The organism is Haloterrigena sp. KLK7 (assembly GCF_037914945.1).
Taxonomy (GTDB): Archaea; Halobacteriota; Halobacteria; order Halobacteriales; family Natrialbaceae; genus Haloterrigena; species Haloterrigena salinisoli.
The window spans coordinates 1,911,888-1,928,385 of record NZ_CP149787.1 but is presented as its reverse complement, the minus strand read 5'-3'; the positions used below and the strand labels follow the sequence as shown (position 1 = coordinate 1,928,385).

Genomic DNA, 16,498 nt, shown 5'->3' with positions numbered 1-16,498 from the left:
GAGGCGGAACCGCGAGGATCAGAACGGCACGTCGTCGGAGATGTCCCGCGAGGTCCCCTCCGTGAGCCCGTCGAAGCCGGTCGTCACCGAGACGGCGTCGATCTCGTCGACCTCGCCGGGGAGGCGACGCTTGATCGCCTGAGTCGTCATCGGACTGACGCCGCAGCCGCTGCAGGCGCCGGTCAGGTTGATCTCGACGCTCCCCTCCTCGAGGTCGACGGCGGTGATCGACGAATCGCCGCCGTGGGCCTGAATCTGCGGGAAGTTACGCTGCAGGAACAGCGACACTGCTTCGCGGACCTCGTCTTCCGGGGACTGGGCGGACTCGCTCATACCCGAGGCGAGGGACCGGAGGGATATATCTCTGTTCACGGACCGGTTCACCGGCGTGGATCTCGAGGCGAATCGGTGGACCACCTCGAGTCGAGCTACATCGACTCGAGGCTGCCCGGACCGTCAACCGCGCATCTCCGCGTCGACGGCGGTCCGGACGACGCGGGCGACGCCGAGCATCGCGACGAACGAGCCCGCGAGGATCAGCGCGGCCAACAGGAAGACCGCGAGCCCGATCGCGCCGGCGGTCGGCCCCGACAGCAGCGGCGAGACGAGTTCCGAGCCGAAGACGACGATACAGACGCCCGCCGCGACGCGGATCGAGCCCCGCCAGTAGGCACCGTACTCCTCGGGCGACAGTTCCATACGCCGAACTGTCGGCCTCGATCGTGAAAAGCGTCCGTCCGCCGATCGCGCCGATCACCGGACGCCGTCCGTTATCTGGCCCGCGACTCGAGCCCCCGTCCGGCGCTCGATCCGGCGCTCGCGGAAGATCTCGTGCGCGCTCGCAGCCGCTACCTCGTCGATCTCGAACGCGAGATTCGGATAGTCGACGGCGGTCAGCACGAGCGGCTCCGGCGGCGCCGGCGCGACGCCCTCGTGACCGGGCAGGGGGTCGGCGTCGAGCGCGCGATCGACCTTCTCGAGGGGCGCGTCACCGATTCCGACCGCACGAGCGAGCGAGACGAGGCGGCGAACGAGTTCGCGGGCGAAGCCGCCGGCGGTGACGGTCACGACGAGGAAGTCGCCGTCGCGGGTCGCCTCGAGGGTCGGCGAGCGCTCGGTGTTGCGATCGTCCGGCGTGAGGTTGTGGAAATCGTGGCTTCCCGAGAGGGCATCGCAGGCGGCTCGAACGCGGTCGTCGTCGACGGCGTTTTGTTCGAGAGAGCCTCGAGCGCTGGCGCGCTCGGTCATCGCCTCGGATCGCTCGCGCCGACTCGAGTCCGCCAGCGGCGCGTACAGGTGATAGGTGTATTCGCGGCGCCGGGCGTGGTGGGTCGCGTGGAACTCCGGAGATGTGTCAGCGGCGGCCCACGCGCGGATATCGGCGGGAAGTTCCGCGTTCAGGGCTCGTGGGGTCAGCCAGTCGGGCGCCTCGAGAGCGATCGTCTGGGCGAGCGCGGAGACACCGGCGTCGGTGCGGCCCGCGGCGGCGTAGCCGTCGGGCCTGTCGGCGTCCGCAGCGAGGACGCCGAGTTCGCGCAGAGCGTCGAAGATCGCGTCCTCGACGGTGGGAACGTCGGGCTGGCGCTGGAAGCCGTGGTAGCCGGTACCGTCGTAGGCGATCCGGAACGCGCGAGTCGGCATCGACTCGAGGGTGGGCGGCCAGCGTGTTAGGGCCGTCGACCGCCGTCCGTGGGGACTCCGCCGGTGGCTGACGGTCGGACCGCTACGTTCCGTCGTCGCGCGTGATATCCGTGATCCAGCTCAGCGCTGCCATCGCCTGCGGGAAGCCGACCGTCGGGATCGAGAGGACGGCCACCTGCTCGAGCGCCTCCGGGTCGTGACCCTCGTCGAGTCCGCGGCGGACGTGAGAGTGAACGGCCCCCTCCGACTGGGCGGCGACGGCCGTCCCGAGTTTGACCAGCCGTTTCGTCTCGTCGTCGATCGGGCCCGCAGCGGCGCAGGCTTCGCCCAGCTCGGAGTACTGCTCCCAGACCTCGGGGAACTCCTCGGCGAACTCGCCGGCGGTCGACGGCAGTTCCTCAGCTGGATTCTCGACTTCGTCTACGGCATCGGACATGACGTGCGTCCCGTCATCACCGACACCGTTAATGGTTGGGCGGAACGTCTCCGGGCGGTTCCGCGGACCGACGGGATCGCTCGCCGGTCGCCGACCACGCCGGCGACTGCGATCCGGCCGCTTATCCGCCGGAAGCCCGGACACATCCCGTATGAGCCGCCCCGTGCTGATCGATACGGATCCGGGTTGCGACGACGCCGTGGCGCTCCTGGCCGCCCTCGAGCACGCGTCCCTCGAGGTCGTCGGGCTGACGACCGTCCACGGGAACGCGCCGGTCGACGACACGACGCGAAACGCCCGCGCGATCCTCGAGGCGGTCGACCGGACGGACGTCCCCGTCGCGAGGGGCGCGGACCGGCCGCTGCTCGTCGACCTCGAGACGAGCGAGGAGATCCACGGCGAGGGCGGACTCCGCGGCGACCTCCCGGATCCGGGGCCGGCGACCGAGCCCGTCGACGGCCACGCCGCACGGCACATCGTCGAGCGGGCCCGCGCACACGACGGCGACCTCGCGCTCGCGGCGATCGGCCCGCTGACGAACGTCGCGCTCGCCCACGCGATGGAGCCCGAACTCCCCGAACTGCTCGACGAACTCGTCGTCATGGGCGGAGCCGCCTTCGCGTCGGGCAACGTCACGCCGCTGGCGGAGGCCAACTTCCACACCGATCCCCACGCCGCCCGCCGCGTCGTTCGGGACTGCGAGCCGACGGCCGTCGGACTGGACGTGACGACGCGGGCCGCGGTCCCGCCCGAGCGGGTCGACGGGCTCACTGGGGACACGGCACTGGAACGATCGCTCCACGAGTGGCTCACCTACTACGACGCCGACCGCCTCGAGCGCTACGGCATCGAGTCCGCGGCGATCCACGACGCGCTCGTGCTCGCCGAACTGATCGACGACGGCGTGCTCGAGACCGCGAGCTATCCCATGGAGGTCGGTGCGGACGGCGACCTCGCGCGGGGCGCGCTGGTCGTCGACGAGAACGGCGTGACCGGGGCGTCGGCCACCGGCGAGGTGGCGCTCGAGGCCGACTACGAGCGGTATCGGGAGGTAGTGAGTGAATCGCTCGAGCGCGTGCTCGAGCGGACCGAACCGGAAATGAGCGACTGATTCTCGACGGAGCGCGTCTCTCGAGGTACTCGTTGCTCAGTGGACATCCTTCGCCGCCGCTGATCGAAGGACCGGCGTGCAGTGGCGTGCGCTGTCGAGCAGCCGAGCAGTAGCGAGGCTGCTCGGCAAAACCGCGCGAGGGATGAGCGAACGAAGTGAGCGAATCGGCTGGGGAGGGTGTGGAACTCCCCGTTGCTACGATAGCAGAACGCGGCGCTTCATTACGGATTTTTTCGAACACGTCGATGAATCTACGAACGAAGTGAACAGGGCACTCGACACGTACGGTGGTGAAAAGAAGCGCCCTGCTCGATCTGGCAACGAGGAATCGCCACGCCCTCCCCAGCCGATTCGCCCGCTCACTTCGTTCACTCACTCATCCACTGGAAGACGCTTCGCGTCTTCCAAGCCATTTGCTCGTGATACTCGCGAAGACCTCGCACGGTTTTGACGCCAAGTCTCGTTGTCACTCGACTGGGCGCCAGCGCGCGCCACCGTACGCCGGTTACCTCACGGGTACTGCGCGTTCGGCTGGATTGACTGGCGAAGATATCGACGGCGCACTGGTCACGGATTCGGAACGCCGCTCAGGTCGATCGCCGCTCACGATGACGGTACGTCTATCCCGCGGTCAGCAGTTTCGCTCTCGTTCGACCGTTTCGCGGTCGAGAATCGCGTTCTGGACTCCTTCGGTCTCGGTCGCGAGCGAGCCCGCGACGGTCGCGGCTTCGACGGCTCGCTCGAGTCCCTCGCCCTCGCCGAGAAGCGCCGCGAGGTAGCCACAGAAGGCGTCGCCGGCGCCGGTCGCGTCAACTGCGTCGACGGTCGGCGGCGTAATGCGGTAGTCGACGTTCCCGGCATCGCCGTCGCTGACGATCACGTCGTCGGCACCGCGCGTTCGGACGACCGTCGCGTCGACGGTGGCGAGGCAGTCCTCGAGCGCCGCGTGCTCGGCCTCGTTGACGACGATGACGTCGACGGCCGCACGGTCGACCAGCGGATCCGCGCCGTCGGCCGGGGCCGGATTGAGGACCACCGTCGGCCGCCCGGACGCGTTTTCGTCGGTCTCGAGGCGCTCGAGCAGGCCGTTCGCCGTCGAAACGGGAATCTCGTTCTGGAGGAGCACGGCGTCGGCGGAGAGCACCCGCTCGAGGACCTGATCCACGTACCCCTCGTCGACCGCGTCGTTGGCGCCGCCGACGATCGCGATCCACGATTCGCCGCCCTCGTCGACGAAGACGTACGCCTTCCCCGTCTCGCGACCGACGGTCGTCACGCCGTCGACGGCGACCCCGCGGTCGGCGAGGGTCTCGCGGACGCCGTACTCGTCCGCGTCGCGCCCGACGCAGCCGAGAAACGCGGCGTCGGCTCCAGCGCGGGCCGCCGCGACGGCCTGATTCGACCCCTTGCCGCCGACGGCGGTTCGGTACTGGGCGTCCTCGAGGACGCCGGCGGGAAGGTCGGGACTCCCCTCGATGCGGACGGTCTCCCCGGCCGCCGGAAACCAGTCGTAGCGGGCCTCGAGGTCCCGGATCCGTTCGGCCGGCAGGTACCACGTCCGGTCGAGGTTGACGCTGCCGAGACACACGACGTCGGGCATTCGCGTTCGAATTCGTCCGCGAGGGAGAAATATCGGTCGGGATTACCGCCGGATGTCGTCGCGGTCGTCCTCCAGCCGCGGGTGGACCGTCTCCCAGTTGTTCGGCAGCACGGGACCCTCGAGCAGCGGGTCGCCGGTCGCGTCCATCCACTCGAGCAGGTCCGTTCGAAGCTCATCGCGAACGGTCTCGGTCGCCGGATCGTCCGGGTCGTCCCCCGCCGCGAGGTTCTCCCGCTCGAGCGGGTCGGCCTCGAGGTCGTACAGTTCCTCGTAGGGTCGCTGTTCGCCGTAGTACTCCTCGTGGACCTCGCGGCCAGCGTCGCTGCAGAAGACGTCCGTCGTCATGTAGACGACGGGGAGGTGCCAGAAGTTCCGGATGTACTTCCAGCGATCCGTTCGGATCGACCGAATCGGATTGTATCGATCGTGCCAGGTCATGCCCGAGAAGAGCCGATCGCGCGGCTCGTACGCGGCTCTCCCGTCGAACCCGTTCTCGCCGTCGAACAACAGCGGCGCGAAACTCCGCCCGGCGATGCCGTCGCCGTCGGTGTCGACACCGGGAACCGGCGCGTCCGCGACATCGAGCAGCGTCGCGAAGACGTCGACGTTGCTCACGAGGTCGTCGACGACCCGACCCGCCTCGAGGGTTCCCGGTTGGGCCATCAGGAGCGCCGCCTCGATGCCGGCGTCGAAACAGGTGCCCTTCGCGCGCGGCATCGCCAGCCCGTGCTCGGTCGTGAAGACGAGGAGGGTGTCCTCGGCCAGTCCCGCGTTCTCGAGGGCGTCGGCGATCGTCCCGACGCCGTCGTCGATCGCCCGGACCATGCCGTTCATCTCGGCGATATCCGACCGAATGCCGGGCCGGTCGGGGAGGAACTCGAGCGGATCGACGTCGTCCGGGTCGGGTGCATCGTACCGCTCGCCCTCGAATCCGAAGCCGCCGTCCTCCGCGACGCGGTGGAGTTCGAAGAAGCCGACCGAGGCGAAGAGCGGGTCGTCGCGGTCTCCCGACTCGAGGAACGTCGCGACGTCGCCGGCGACGGTGCGTGCGCGGGCGCCCTCGTGGACCGACGTCGGGGTTTCGCTCGTCAGGGACTCCTCGTTGTGCGTCAGATCGTAGCCGAGTCGCTCGGGGTACTCGGTGACGTGCTGGAGCCCGAAGCGGTGCGTCTCGTAGCCGGCCTCGCCGAGTAACTCCGGCAGAAACCGCTCGTGGGGGCCGACCTCCCAGTTGCCGTGGGCGAGTCCGAGCATCCCGTTCTGGTGGGGGTGACGGCCGGTCATCAGACTCGAGCGACTCGGCGAGCACTGCGGCGCCGTCACGAAGTGGCGATCGAATCGAACGCCGTCGGCCGCGAGGGCGTCGATTCTGGGGGTGTCGACGGCCGCACCGTAACACCCGACGTACTTCCCCAGATCGTGGCAGTGAACCATCACGATATGCGGTGGCATGGCCGCCGTCTACGGCGACGAGGGGAGTAATGATTTGGACCCGACCGTCCGAGAGAGGCTCTCTCGAGGGAGAATATCGGCGACTGGAACGTGTTTCAATAACGTGTACCACCTGCATACTCCGGGCTGGTGGCCTTCCCTTCATGGGTGGGAGTAGACGGCAGTATGGCTGAGTCAGCTGATTCATCCGATTCTACAGACGTCGACGCGGCGTCGGCCAACGGACGTGATCCGAAGTCACATCCCAGCGTGCGGAACGTCGCACTCGTCGTCCTCGATACGGCGCGTGCGACGAGCACCGGTCCGGAGACGACGCCGGAACTGAACCGACTCGCCGACGAGGGAACGTCCTTCGACAACGCCTTCGCGACCGCGCCCTGGACCCTCCCGTCCCACGCCTCGATGTTCACCGGGACCTACCCCTCCGAGCACGGCACCCACGGCGGGCACACCTATCTCGACGACGAGTTGCGGACCCTCCCGGAGTCCTTCGCCGACTCCGGATACGAGACCATCGGCGTCTCGAACAACACCTGGATCACCGAGGAGTTCGGCTTCGACCGCGGCTTCGACGACCTGCGGAAGGGCTGGCAGTACATCCAGTCCGACGCGGACATGGGCGCGGTCGTCCGCGGCGAGGACCTCCGAGAGAAACTCCAGGCCACCCGGAACCGACTCTTCGACGGCAACCCGCTGGTCAACGCCGCGAACATCCTCTACAGCGAGGCCCTCCAGCCCGCGGGCGACGACGGCTCCGACCGGTCGACGACCTGGATCGCCGACTGGCTCGACGACCGCGACGGCGACCGTCCGTTCTTCCTGTTCTGTAACTTCATCGAACCCCACGTCGAGTACGATCCGCCCCGCGAGTACGCCGAGCGCTTTCTCCCCGACGGCGCGAGCGTCGACGAGGCGATGGCCCTCCGACAGGACCCACGGGCCTACGACTGCGACGACTACGGCCTCTCCGAACGGGACTTCGCCCTGCTCCGCGGACTCTACCGAGCCGAACTCGCCTACGTCGACGAGCAGCTCGGGCGGCTCCGGGCGGCCCTCGAGGACGCCGGCGAGTGGGAGGACACCCTGCTCGTCGTCTGCGGCGACCACGGCGAGCACATCGGCGACCACGGCTTCTTCGGCCACCAGTACAACCTCTACGACACCCTGATCAACGTCCCGCTGGTCTGCCACGGCGGCCCCTTCACCGACGGCGGCCAGCGCGAGGACCTCGTCCAGTTGCTCGACCTCCCCGCCACGCTGCTCGAGACCGCCGGGATCGACGACCCCGAACTGCGCGCGCAGTGGTCCAGTCGCTCGTTCCATCCCGACTCGGACGACGAGCCCCGAGACGCCGTCTTCGCGGAGTACGTCGCCCCCCAGCCCTCGATCGACCGCCTCGAGGCCCGCTTCGACGAGCTCCCCGACCGGGTCTACGAGTACGACCGTCGCCTCCGGGCCGTCCGCACGCGCGAGTACAAGTACGTCCGCGGCGACGACGGCTCCGAACGGCTCCACGACGTCGAGACCGACCCGCTCGAGCGCGACGACATCGCCGCACGGGAGCCCGAGCAGGTGCGGGCGATGCAGCGGCGCCTCGAGGAACGGTTCGACCCGCTCGCCGAGGCCGGCGAAAGCGGCGAGGTCGAGATGCGCGAGGGGACCAAGGAGCGACTGGCGGATCTGGGATATCTCTGAGATCGGGACTGTCGGGTTCGTACGCACCTGTGTCGGTCGCGTGGACTGGGCACTCGAGACGCGACTCTCGAGGAGGGACGGTCGATCAGTATCGCCACTCTCCACCCCGCTCCACTTCGGGCTAAGCGACCGGCGTTCAGTGGTCCGGAGCCACACGACGAACGGACGGTGAGTCACAGCGACGTCCGATCCGTCTCGTCATCAAGCGACCAGTCGTACACGCGGAGACGTTTGCCGCTCGAGTCGAACCGTCGTCGCATGTCCGCGTTCGGTGCCGCCGAAACGACGCCCTTCCCGTTTCCCGTCCGAATTCTCCACGACCACACCGCCGACCGCCTCGCGGTCGTCGCCGACGTCTCGCCGGCCGAGATCGACGACCTCACCGTCGAGGCGGGAGCGACTCGAGTCCGGATCGCGATCGACCGCGACGACGAGCGCTGCGCCCGCATCCTGTCGCCGCTGGCGTCGATCCCCTCGCGGTGGGCCTTCGGCGACGACCGCAGCGCCGTCTACAACAACGGCGTGCTGACGGTCTCGCTCGAGACGACGCGTCGCCGAACCCGATAGGCGCCCGGCGACAGCGATAGGCGTCCTTCTGCCTCTGTTGCCGGTATTACAAGGCCCACGTTTGTCCCGTCGGGCCGCCGAACGACCGCGTACATGGGAGACGACTACTACACGAAGGACGATTTCGTCGACGACCTCGAGGTGGACCCGTCGAGATTCGATACCGATCCGGACGAGGAGACGATCGAGACCGTCGTTTCGAACGTCGAGGATCGCAATATCGACGTCCACGTCTTCGACGACGGCGACGACGCCCGCGAGCATCTCCGCGAGCAGATTCCCGACGGCGCGACGGTGATGGACGGCCACTCGACGACCCTCGAAGAGATCGGCTTCACCGACGACCTCGAGGACGCCGAGGGGTTCGAGTACCTCGGCGCGAAGGTGCAGGAGATCGACGACGACGAGGAGCGCTCCGAGGCCCGCCGCGAGGCGACGACGGCGGACGTCTTCTTCGACAGCGTCAACGCCATCGCCGAGTCCGGCGAACTGCTCGGGGCCAACGCCCTGGGCAACGGCGTCGGCGCGTGGGCCTTCGGCGCGAAGGACCTCGTGCTGGTCGGCTCGACCAACAAGATCGTCGATGACTTCCAGGCAGCCGTCGAACGCGTCCGGGAGTACGCGTACCCGCTCGAGGACGCCCGCGCCGAGGAGGTCTACGGGCAGGGCAGCGTCGTCGGGAAGCTCGTCTCGATGGAGTACGAGCGCGTCGACGACCGGACCCAGCTCGTGTTGCTCGAGGGCGATCACGGGTTCTGACCGGACGGGACGGCATCGAGGACGGCCCGCGAAGCCGTCGTGCGCGTGCCTGCAGCATCCTTTTGCTCGCGAGTCCGATACGTTGGACTCGAGCCGACCGATCGAACGCCGACCGATACCGCGACCGAACATTCGATGTCATCAGAGAACGCGCCCCTCGAGACCGGCGGCTTCGTTCCCTTCTACCGGTCCTACACGAAGACGTGGATCCACGCCGTCGCGACGGCCGGCCTGACCGCGTTCGGGACGCTGACGATCGTCCACCGCTGGTTCGCCGCGCTCGCGCTGGCGTCGTACGTCGTGCCGCCGATCGTGCTCTACTTGCGCCACGGCCGAGGCGACGACCGCCCGAACGCGGACCGCGACGCGTCGGAACCCGAGCGCGACGAATCGCCAGCGGAATCCGAGCCGGAACTCGACACGCCGGAGCCGGACAGAGAAGTCGAACCGGAGCGGCCCCGCACGGGATCCGACCCGTCGCCATCGAGCCGTTCCAAACCGGACGCGACGGATACGACGGACGCGCTCGAGTCACCGCCCTCAAGCGACGACGGCGAATCGACCGCGGCCGATGAGACGGCAGATCCCGCGGCTCGAGACGCTCGAGAGGAATCGGAACCCGAATCCGAGCCGGAGTGGCATACCGTCGAGGCGCCGACGGACGCGACGCTACGAGACGTCGCGGTCGCCGCAGCCGACGACACCGCCGACTCGAGCGCCGCCTACGCGGTCGGCGACGGCGGGGTCGTCCTCGCCGACGCGGGCGACGAGTGGACCGCTCTCCTCGAGGACGGCCCCGCTGCGGGGAGCAACGACCTCCGCGGAGTCGACGCGACGGCCGACGGCGAGGCGGTCTGGGTCGCGGGCGACAGCGGCGCGCTCGGACGGATCGACGCCGAGACGGGCCGCCACACGGACTTCACGGCCCCCGAGGATATCACCGACAACTGGCTGGGCGTCGCCGTCGGGGGCGCGAGCGGCGCGGAGACGGTCCTCCTGATCAACGGCTCCGGGGCCGTGCTCCGCGGGGCGTACGACGCCGACGGCGACGGCAGCGCCCTCGAGTGGACCGGCCCCGAGAAACCCGGCAGCGGCTCGAGTCTCTCCGGCGTCGCGCTCGCCGACGACGCGGTCGGCTACTGCTGTGACACCAACGACGGCGTCTACGAGACGACCGACGGCGGCGAGTCGTTCGAGCGGGTCGGACTCGAGGGCGCCGACGGGACGCTCACCGACGTCGCCACCGCGGGACGGGACGACTGTCTGGTGAGCGCCGACGACGGCGTCGTCCACCGCTACGACGGCCCGACGTGGACGCCCGAACGGGTCGCCGACGACGCGCTGACCGGGATCGACCGCCGCGAGGAACGGGCGATGGCGTGTGCGGCCGACGGCGCGGTCCACGAGCGCGGCGGTGCGGCCGCCGGCTGGGAGCGCACCGACATCGACGCGTCCGGCGCGCTGCTGGCCGTTTCGCTCGGTGCGGCGCGAGCGGTCGCGGTCGGCGAGGACGGAACGATCGTCACTCGAGGGTGAGGAGGGAACGATCGTCGCTCGAGGGGGGACCGATGGCAGTCGTCGCTCGAGGGGGGACCGATGGCAGTCGTCGCTCGAGGTTGACAGCGTTATGATCCTCGAGTCCGACTGTTCGGACAGTGAGCGAAACGCGAACGGACCGGGAGCGGTGTCGTCTCTGCGGAACCGCGCTCGACGAGTCGACCGGCGAGCCGGTGGCGGACGCGGGAGCCGACGGCCCGTTCTGCTCGACGGGCTGTCGGGACATCGCCGCGGACCTCGGCGTCGGCGAGGGCGGCGCGGACGGACCAGTCGACGCGGACGAGACAGCTACCGCGGACGGAACGGCCGACGGCGATCGAGCGGCGGACCTCGAGCGGTCGTTCTTCCGAATCGACGGGATGCACTCGGCCCAGTGCGAGTCGTACCTCGAGTCGGTCGCCGAGAACCGCGACGGCGTCGCGGACGCGGCGGCCAGTTACGTCACGGAGACGGTCCGGGTCGATCACGACCCCGATCGGATCGCGGCCGAGGCGCTCGAGGACGCGCTGAGCACGACCGGCTACACGGCCTACCGCCGCGAGGAGGCCGCCGAGGACGACGACGCGGCGGGCGAGGAGAGCACGACCCGCCGGTCGCGCGAGATGCAGGGAGTCCGGAAGCGTCGCTCGGAGAACGTCCTCGAGGTGCGCTACATCGTCGGGATCGTCTTCGGCTCGTTTCTGCTGGTGCCGTACGTCACGACGTTCTATCCGATGTATCTCGCCGCGTTCACCGACTACTGGCTGTTCGAACAGTTCGCACAGCAGTTCAACAGCGACGAGGTCAGCCTCTACGCCCCGCTGTTCATGGGGATGACCGGCGCCATTCTCTACCTGACCGGCCGGCCGCTCCTGCGGGGGGCGTACGTGAGCCTGAAGCTCCGCGAGCCGAGCACGCACCTGCTGGCGACGCTGACCATCGTGGCCGCCTACGCCGCCGGCGGGATCGCCTTCGTCCGCGGCGGGCCGGACCTCTACTTCGACCTGACGATCCTCGTCGCCGCGGTCGTGATGGGCGCGATCTTCTACGAGGAGACGGTCAAACGCGACGCCCTGAACCGGCTGACCGATCTCACGATCTCGCAGGTCGGCACGGCGCGCGTCCTCGAGTCCGACGGGGCGACGCGGGAGGTACCGGTCGCGGAGGTCGCGGCCGACGACCGCCTGCTCGTTCGCGCTGGCGAGCGCATCCCGGTCGACGGCCGCCTCGCCGAGGGGACGTGTACCGTCGACGAGGCGGTCGTTACCGGCGAGTCGCTACCGGTCTCGAAGACCGAGGGCGAGCCGGTGATCGGCGGCTCGGTCGTCACCGACGGCGCCGCGGTCGTCGCCGTCGACGACGAGACGACCAGCAGCATCGATCGACTGACGCGGACCGTCTGGAACCTCCAGAGCGCGGACCACGGCGTCCAGCGCCGGGCCGACGCGCTCGCCGGCACCGCCCTTCCGATCGTCGTCGCCGCGGCCGTCGTCGCGGGGCTGGCCGCCGTCGTCCTCGAGGGGACCGCGATCGGTGTCGCCGCGGCCGTCTGTCTGGCGCTCATCGCCGCCAGCCCGTGGGCGTTCGCGTTCGCGACCCCCGTCTCGATCGCCTCGAGCATCCGCGACGCCCTCGAGCGCGGCATCGTCGTCTTCGACGAGAGCGTCTTCGAGCGCCTGCGCGAGATCGACGTCGTCGTCTTCGACAAGACGGGGACGCTGACGACCGGCGAGATGACCGTCCTCGAGGCCGACGCGCCCGAGGACCTCCTGCGAGCGGCCGCCGCGGTCGAGCGACGGGCCTCGCATCCGGCGGCCGCGGCGATCGCGGACGCCTTCGGCGACTCGAGGGAATCCACGTCGGACCACCGATCCGACGGCGGCGTCGTCGACGACGTCGCAGACGGCGATGACGGCGCCGAATCCGGAACGGTCCGAGAGTTCGAGCGCCACGCCACCGGCGTCGAGGGCGTTTATCAGACTCCGTCTGATGAGCCGTCAGAACGCGGGCGTTCTGACGAGATCGTCGACGGCCAGCGGGTCCTCGTCGGTCACCCCGACCTCTTCCGAGAGCGGGGCTGGGACCTCGAGGACGGCCTCGAGGAACGCATCGCCGAGGCGCGGGCGGCCGGCCACTTGCCCGTCGTCGTCGGTCGGGACGGCCGCGCGGAGGGGCTCATCGTCGTCGGCGACGAGCCCCGACCCGAGTGGACGGAGACGGTGACGGCGCTGGCCGACGAGGGCGTCGACGTCGTGGTCCTCACCGGCGACGACGGCTCGGCTGCGGCTAGCTTCCGGGAGCACTCGGGCGTCACGCGGGTCTTCGCGAACGTCCCGCCCGCGGGCAAGACCGCGGCGATCCGCCGGCTGCGCGCCGAGGGTCGCGTGGCGATGGTCGGCGACGGCACCAACGACGCGCCGGCGCTGGCGGCGGCGGATCTGGGACTCTCGCTGGGCGGCGGGACGGCGCTGGCCGCCGACGCGGCCGATCTCGCGATCGTCGAGGACGACCTCGGCGCGGTCGAGCAGGCCTTCGCCCTCGCGCGGGCCGCCCGCCGTCGGGTCGTCCAGAATCTCGGCCTGGCGCTCGGCTACAACGCGATCGTGATCCCCGTCGCGCTGGCGGGCCTGTTGAATCCGGTCGTCACGACCGGTGCGCTGACCGTCACCGGGCTGCTGATCGTCAGCAACTCCCTGCGCGGGCTGCTCGCGGACGAGTGAGCGGGGTGGAGGCCGCTCGAGGACGTCCCGGGCTAGTGGTTAATAGCCCCGTTCGGTGAACGCGTCGTATGACCGCGTTCGCGTCTCGATCCGAACTGGCGGGGCTTCGACTCGAGAACGATCGAACTCGAGGCGATCGGATCGCGAGCCATCGAATCGAGAGCCGTCGACTCGAGTGCCACCGACGCGAGCGGATTCGTGGTGGGCGGTGATGGCCCGAATTCTCGTCGCGTACGGGACGAGCGAGGGGCAGACGGCGGCGATCGCCGAGCGGATCGGCGACGCGCTCGCCGCCGAGGGACGCGACGCGACGCTGGTCCACGCGAAGCATCCGCCGGCGGCCCTCGAGCCGGGCGACTACGACGGGGTGATCGTCGGGGCGTCGATCCATATGGGCGCCCATCAGGAGTACGTCGGCGAGTTCGTCCGCGACCACCTCGAGGCGCTGCATCGCCGCCCGTCGGCGTTCTTCTCGGTGAGTCTGACCGCGGCGCACGCGGATCCGGACGATCGGGAGCCGGCGCGGGAGATGCTCGAGGCGTTCCTCGAGGAGACCGGCTGGGAACCCGACCGCACGCTGTCCGTCGCTGGCGCGCTCAGGTACAGCGAGTACGGCCTGCTGAAACGCGTCGTGATGCGCCGGATCGCCGGGAAGGCGGGCAGCGATACGGACACGTCTCGCGACTACGAGTACACGGATTGGGAGGCAGTGGAGGAGTTCGCACTCGAGTTCTCGTCACTGGTACAGTAAGGGGCTGTTCGGTCAGTGACGCTCGACCGCTCGACAATTATCGACGAGTATCGGCCGAGGACGGAAGCAAGAACAGTGCTCCCGCTGGCAACAGGGATTGCCACACCCTCCCCAGCCGATTCACTCGCTCACGAGTTCGCTCGTTCATCCCTCGCACGTGTTTGTGGCGCGGTTCGCCGTCGGCTTCACCGCGCGACAGCGCGCGCCACCGCACGCGTGTAGATCGAGTCGAACCGAGACGAAGTCCGGAGTACTCGTTTCGGTCGGTATCCGAACGCGTCGTCGAGAAACGTGGGACGCGAGTTCGAGTTCACACGAGGCCGACCGAGCTCGCGACGAGGAAGGCCGCGAGCAGCGCACAGAGGACGCTTCCGACGGCCAGCGGGGCGTTCTCCGTGGCCTTCTCGTGGACCGGCATGGCCGCGTACTCCTCGCGGAAGGCCTCGAGGTTGGCTTCGTCGTAGAAGTACTTCGTCTTGAGCGCGAAGCGCTCGGTGACGGCACAGCCGGTACAGACGGGGTCGCCCTCGAGTCGCTCCGTCCGAACGTGCTCCTCGCAGTTGACGCTCCCGCAGTTGTCGCAGTAGGTGTAGGTCTCGCTCGCACCCGCCGTCCCGCAGTGGACGCACTCCTGGAGGTCGTTTCGCGTGGTCGCCCGCGAGGGGCCGGCGGCGCGGTAGGCGTACCGGTAGTCGTACTCGCCGAGCGAGAGTCGGGAGCGGACGTGCGGAACGTAGACGGGATCGATTTCCCGAATCGAGACGTCCGACCGCTTGGGGGTGCAGGTCTTCTCGTAGTCGACGTTGTTGCCGCCCGTGTACTGGACCGTCGTCGTCTGTGCCTGCCGGAGGCGGTCGACGGCCCACTCCTTGTACTCGGTCTCGGTCTGCCCGAACCGACGACGCTCGACCCCGTCGAACGTCGACTCGAGGCCGGCCGACTCGAGGTCGATTCGGGACGCCGAGGCGTTCGCGACGAGATCGCGAACGTCGCCGGTCGCGACCCGCGGTTCGTCGCGGTCGGCGCGGATCGCGAGGTCGGTCGCCTCGTCGATCCGGTGGACGACGCCGACCGACGTCTCGAACGTCGCGTCGGTCGTCGCGCGGATCGTGACCATCGGCTCGAGTTCGACCGTCGTCTCGGGCGTCGGAATCGTCGCGGCCTCGAGGTTCTCGATCTCGCGGACGGCCTCGAAGACGGGCGCGTCCCGACCGGCGGTGGGGTGGGTCGGCCGGAGCGCCTCCTCGCAGAGGATCTCGATCCGGCCGTTGTAGAGGTCCAACCCGATCTCCTCGCCGATCTCCCGGAGGTCCTGGCCGTCGAGGAGTTCGACGCCGCCCTCTCGGTTCGATCCCAGATTCGCGGCGTACTCGCGTGCGGGGTCGGTGAACCGGCCGGTCGTCACCACCATCCCCCGGACCGGGCCGTCGTAGTCGTAGGTCGCGACCGCCGAGTGGAGCTTCTGGATGACCGGCCGGCTGACGGTCGCCGTGTGTTTGCACTCGACGACGACCGCCCGGCGGCGGCCGTCGACGACCTCTTCCATCAGGACGTCCCGTCCCTCGTCGGCCGTCCGCCGCGACTGCCGGACGTTCTCGTAGCCGCAGTGTCGAAACACGTCCTCCATCAGGTCCTCGAACTCGTAGCCCGAGAGGTCGTCGAGTATCGCCATCGCGTTCACGACTCGCTCTCGAGTCGACCGCCGAGAGTGTTGCGGCCCGAGTATCGCCCGTGAGAATCGACGGCAGGCGCGGACACTGTTTGGCCCAAGCGCTTTTATCGCGTCCGTGGTCCGACCCCTATGACGACAGACCCGGACGACCTCGAGTTGAGCGACGCCGAGGAGGACGCGCTCCACGAACTCCAGCTCGGTATCGAGCACGTTCACCGGGCGTACGGCACCCTGCTCGAGTTCCACCACGACCTCGGCCACGCGATGGATCGGATGAGCGACGCCGAGGAGGCCCTCCGCGAGGCCGGCCACGAGGAGTGGGCCGACGCCCTCCGGGACGACCACCTCCCCGCCGGCGCGGTCAGCGACCAGTGGACCTTCGAACTCGTCGAGGAGTTCTCCGCGGAGTTCCTCGAGGAGGTCGACGCCTTCGAGACCGAGGTCAGGGACGAGCTGGCCGACGGGATCGATCACGTGACCGAACGCCGCCAGAAGCGACGGCTGCGCGATCGGGCGGACGGCGAGGACTGAGACGCTATCGCGTCGCGAGCGCCCGCG

The 16,498-nt window shown here is 69.3% G+C and carries 15 protein-coding genes; 8 read left to right on the top strand and 7 right to left on the bottom strand.

Annotation, left to right across the window (positions count from 1 at the left end; translation table 11 throughout):
- Nucleotides 1–18 precede the first annotated feature (18 nt).
- From WD430_RS09550 to WD430_RS09535, 4 genes are all read right to left on the bottom strand, one after another.
- On the bottom strand, nt 19–333 hold the full coding sequence (locus WD430_RS09550) for a NifU family protein (RefSeq protein WP_339102214.1): 315 nt from the start codon (nt 331–333) through the stop codon (nt 19–21).
- A 123-nt stretch (nt 334–456) separates the two neighbouring features.
- The gene (locus WD430_RS09545; RefSeq protein ID WP_339102213.1) at nt 457–699 is read right to left on the bottom strand and encodes a hypothetical protein; all 243 of its coding nucleotides are present in this window, start codon (nt 697–699) and stop codon (nt 457–459) included.
- Nucleotides 700–753: 54 nt separating this feature from the next.
- Nucleotides 754–1,641, bottom strand: coding sequence for a tRNA pseudouridine(38-40) synthase TruA (truA, locus tag WD430_RS09540; protein ID WP_339102212.1), 888 nt, complete (start codon nt 1,639–1,641; stop codon nt 754–756).
- A gap of 82 nt (nt 1,642–1,723) precedes the next feature.
- Nucleotides 1,724–2,077 (bottom strand): carboxymuconolactone decarboxylase family protein, encoded by a 354-nt coding sequence (locus tag WD430_RS09535; protein WP_339102211.1) that lies wholly within the window; start codon nt 2,075–2,077, stop codon nt 1,724–1,726.
- A 151-nt stretch (nt 2,078–2,228) separates the two neighbouring features.
- Between WD430_RS09535 and WD430_RS09530 the strand changes: the two genes are divergently transcribed.
- The gene (locus tag WD430_RS09530; RefSeq protein ID WP_339102210.1) at nt 2,229–3,188 is read left to right on the top strand and encodes a nucleoside hydrolase; all 960 of its coding nucleotides are present in this window, start codon (nt 2,229–2,231) and stop codon (nt 3,186–3,188) included.
- Between the two features lie 631 nt (nt 3,189–3,819).
- Here the strand turns inward: WD430_RS09530 and WD430_RS09525 are convergent.
- Nucleotides 3,820–4,788 (bottom strand): PfkB family carbohydrate kinase, encoded by a 969-nt coding sequence (locus tag WD430_RS09525; RefSeq protein WP_339102209.1) that lies wholly within the window; start codon nt 4,786–4,788, stop codon nt 3,820–3,822.
- Between the two features lie 42 nt (nt 4,789–4,830).
- Nucleotides 4,831–6,240, bottom strand: a complete 1,410-nt coding sequence (locus WD430_RS09520) for a sulfatase (RefSeq protein WP_339102208.1) — start codon at nt 6,238–6,240, stop codon at nt 4,831–4,833.
- A 165-nt stretch (nt 6,241–6,405) separates the two neighbouring features.
- On the opposite strand from WD430_RS09520, the gene WD430_RS09515 reads away from it, so the two are divergent.
- The 6 genes from WD430_RS09515 (at nt 6,406) to WD430_RS09490 (ending at nt 14,268) form a co-directional block, all read left to right on the top strand.
- Nucleotides 6,406–7,935, top strand: coding sequence for a sulfatase (locus WD430_RS09515; protein WP_407067115.1), 1,530 nt, complete (start codon nt 6,406–6,408; stop codon nt 7,933–7,935).
- Between the two features lie 258 nt (nt 7,936–8,193).
- Nucleotides 8,194–8,502, top strand: a complete 309-nt coding sequence (locus WD430_RS09510; RefSeq protein WP_339102207.1) for an Hsp20/alpha crystallin family protein — start codon at nt 8,194–8,196, stop codon at nt 8,500–8,502.
- Between the two features lie 93 nt (nt 8,503–8,595).
- On the top strand, nt 8,596–9,261 hold the full coding sequence (locus WD430_RS09505) for a lactate utilization protein (RefSeq protein ID WP_339102206.1): 666 nt from the start codon (nt 8,596–8,598) through the stop codon (nt 9,259–9,261).
- 135 nt (nt 9,262–9,396) lie between these two features.
- On the top strand, nt 9,397–10,797 hold the full coding sequence (locus WD430_RS09500) for a hypothetical protein (protein WP_339105782.1): 1,401 nt from the start codon (nt 9,397–9,399) through the stop codon (nt 10,795–10,797).
- 119 nt (nt 10,798–10,916) lie between these two features.
- Nucleotides 10,917–13,517: a heavy metal translocating P-type ATPase gene (locus tag WD430_RS09495; protein ID WP_339105781.1), complete on the top strand. Its 2,601-nt coding sequence runs from the start codon at nt 10,917–10,919 to the stop codon at nt 13,515–13,517.
- Between the two features lie 211 nt (nt 13,518–13,728).
- Entirely contained in the window at nt 13,729–14,268 is a 540-nt protein-coding gene (locus WD430_RS09490) for a flavodoxin domain-containing protein (protein ID WP_339105780.1), read from the top strand.
- 310 nt (nt 14,269–14,578) lie between these two features.
- On the opposite strand, the gene WD430_RS09485 is transcribed toward WD430_RS09490, so the two are convergent.
- Nucleotides 14,579–15,940, bottom strand: coding sequence for a restriction endonuclease (locus tag WD430_RS09485; protein WP_339105779.1), 1,362 nt, complete (start codon nt 15,938–15,940; stop codon nt 14,579–14,581).
- Between the two features lie 129 nt (nt 15,941–16,069).
- On the opposite strand from WD430_RS09485, the gene WD430_RS09480 reads away from it, so the two are divergent.
- Nucleotides 16,070–16,471, top strand: a complete 402-nt coding sequence (locus WD430_RS09480; protein WP_339105778.1) for a hypothetical protein — start codon at nt 16,070–16,072, stop codon at nt 16,469–16,471.
- Nucleotides 16,472–16,498 lie beyond the last annotated feature (27 nt).

Coding starts and splice junctions, on each gene's coding strand:
- WD430_RS09480 (WP_339105778.1), top strand. CDS start 16,070: ATGACGACAGACCCGGACGACCTCGAGTTGAGCGACGCCGAGGAGGAC.
- WD430_RS09500 (WP_339105782.1), top strand. CDS start 9,397: ATGTCATCAGAGAACGCGCCCCTCGAGACCGGCGGCTTCGTTCCCTTC.
- WD430_RS09525 (WP_339102209.1), bottom strand. CDS start 4,788: ATGCCCGACGTCGTGTGTCTCGGCAGCGTCAACCTCGACCGGACGTGG.
- WD430_RS09535 (WP_339102211.1), bottom strand. CDS start 2,077: ATGTCCGATGCCGTAGACGAAGTCGAGAATCCAGCTGAGGAACTGCCG.
- WD430_RS09515 (WP_407067115.1), top strand. CDS start 6,406: ATGGCTGAGTCAGCTGATTCATCCGATTCTACAGACGTCGACGCGGCG.
- WD430_RS09510 (WP_339102207.1), top strand. CDS start 8,194: ATGTCCGCGTTCGGTGCCGCCGAAACGACGCCCTTCCCGTTTCCCGTC.
- WD430_RS09520 (WP_339102208.1), bottom strand. CDS start 6,240: ATGCCACCGCATATCGTGATGGTTCACTGCCACGATCTGGGGAAGTAC.
- WD430_RS09530 (WP_339102210.1), top strand. CDS start 2,229: ATGAGCCGCCCCGTGCTGATCGATACGGATCCGGGTTGCGACGACGCC.
- truA (WP_339102212.1), bottom strand. CDS start 1,641: ATGCCGACTCGCGCGTTCCGGATCGCCTACGACGGTACCGGCTACCAC.
- WD430_RS09545 (WP_339102213.1), bottom strand. CDS start 699: ATGGAACTGTCGCCCGAGGAGTACGGTGCCTACTGGCGGGGCTCGATC.
- WD430_RS09485 (WP_339105779.1), bottom strand. CDS start 15,940: ATGGCGATACTCGACGACCTCTCGGGCTACGAGTTCGAGGACCTGATG.
- WD430_RS09490 (WP_339105780.1), top strand. CDS start 13,729: ATGGCCCGAATTCTCGTCGCGTACGGGACGAGCGAGGGGCAGACGGCG.
- WD430_RS09505 (WP_339102206.1), top strand. CDS start 8,596: ATGGGAGACGACTACTACACGAAGGACGATTTCGTCGACGACCTCGAG.
- WD430_RS09550 (WP_339102214.1), bottom strand. CDS start 333: ATGAGCGAGTCCGCCCAGTCCCCGGAAGACGAGGTCCGCGAAGCAGTG.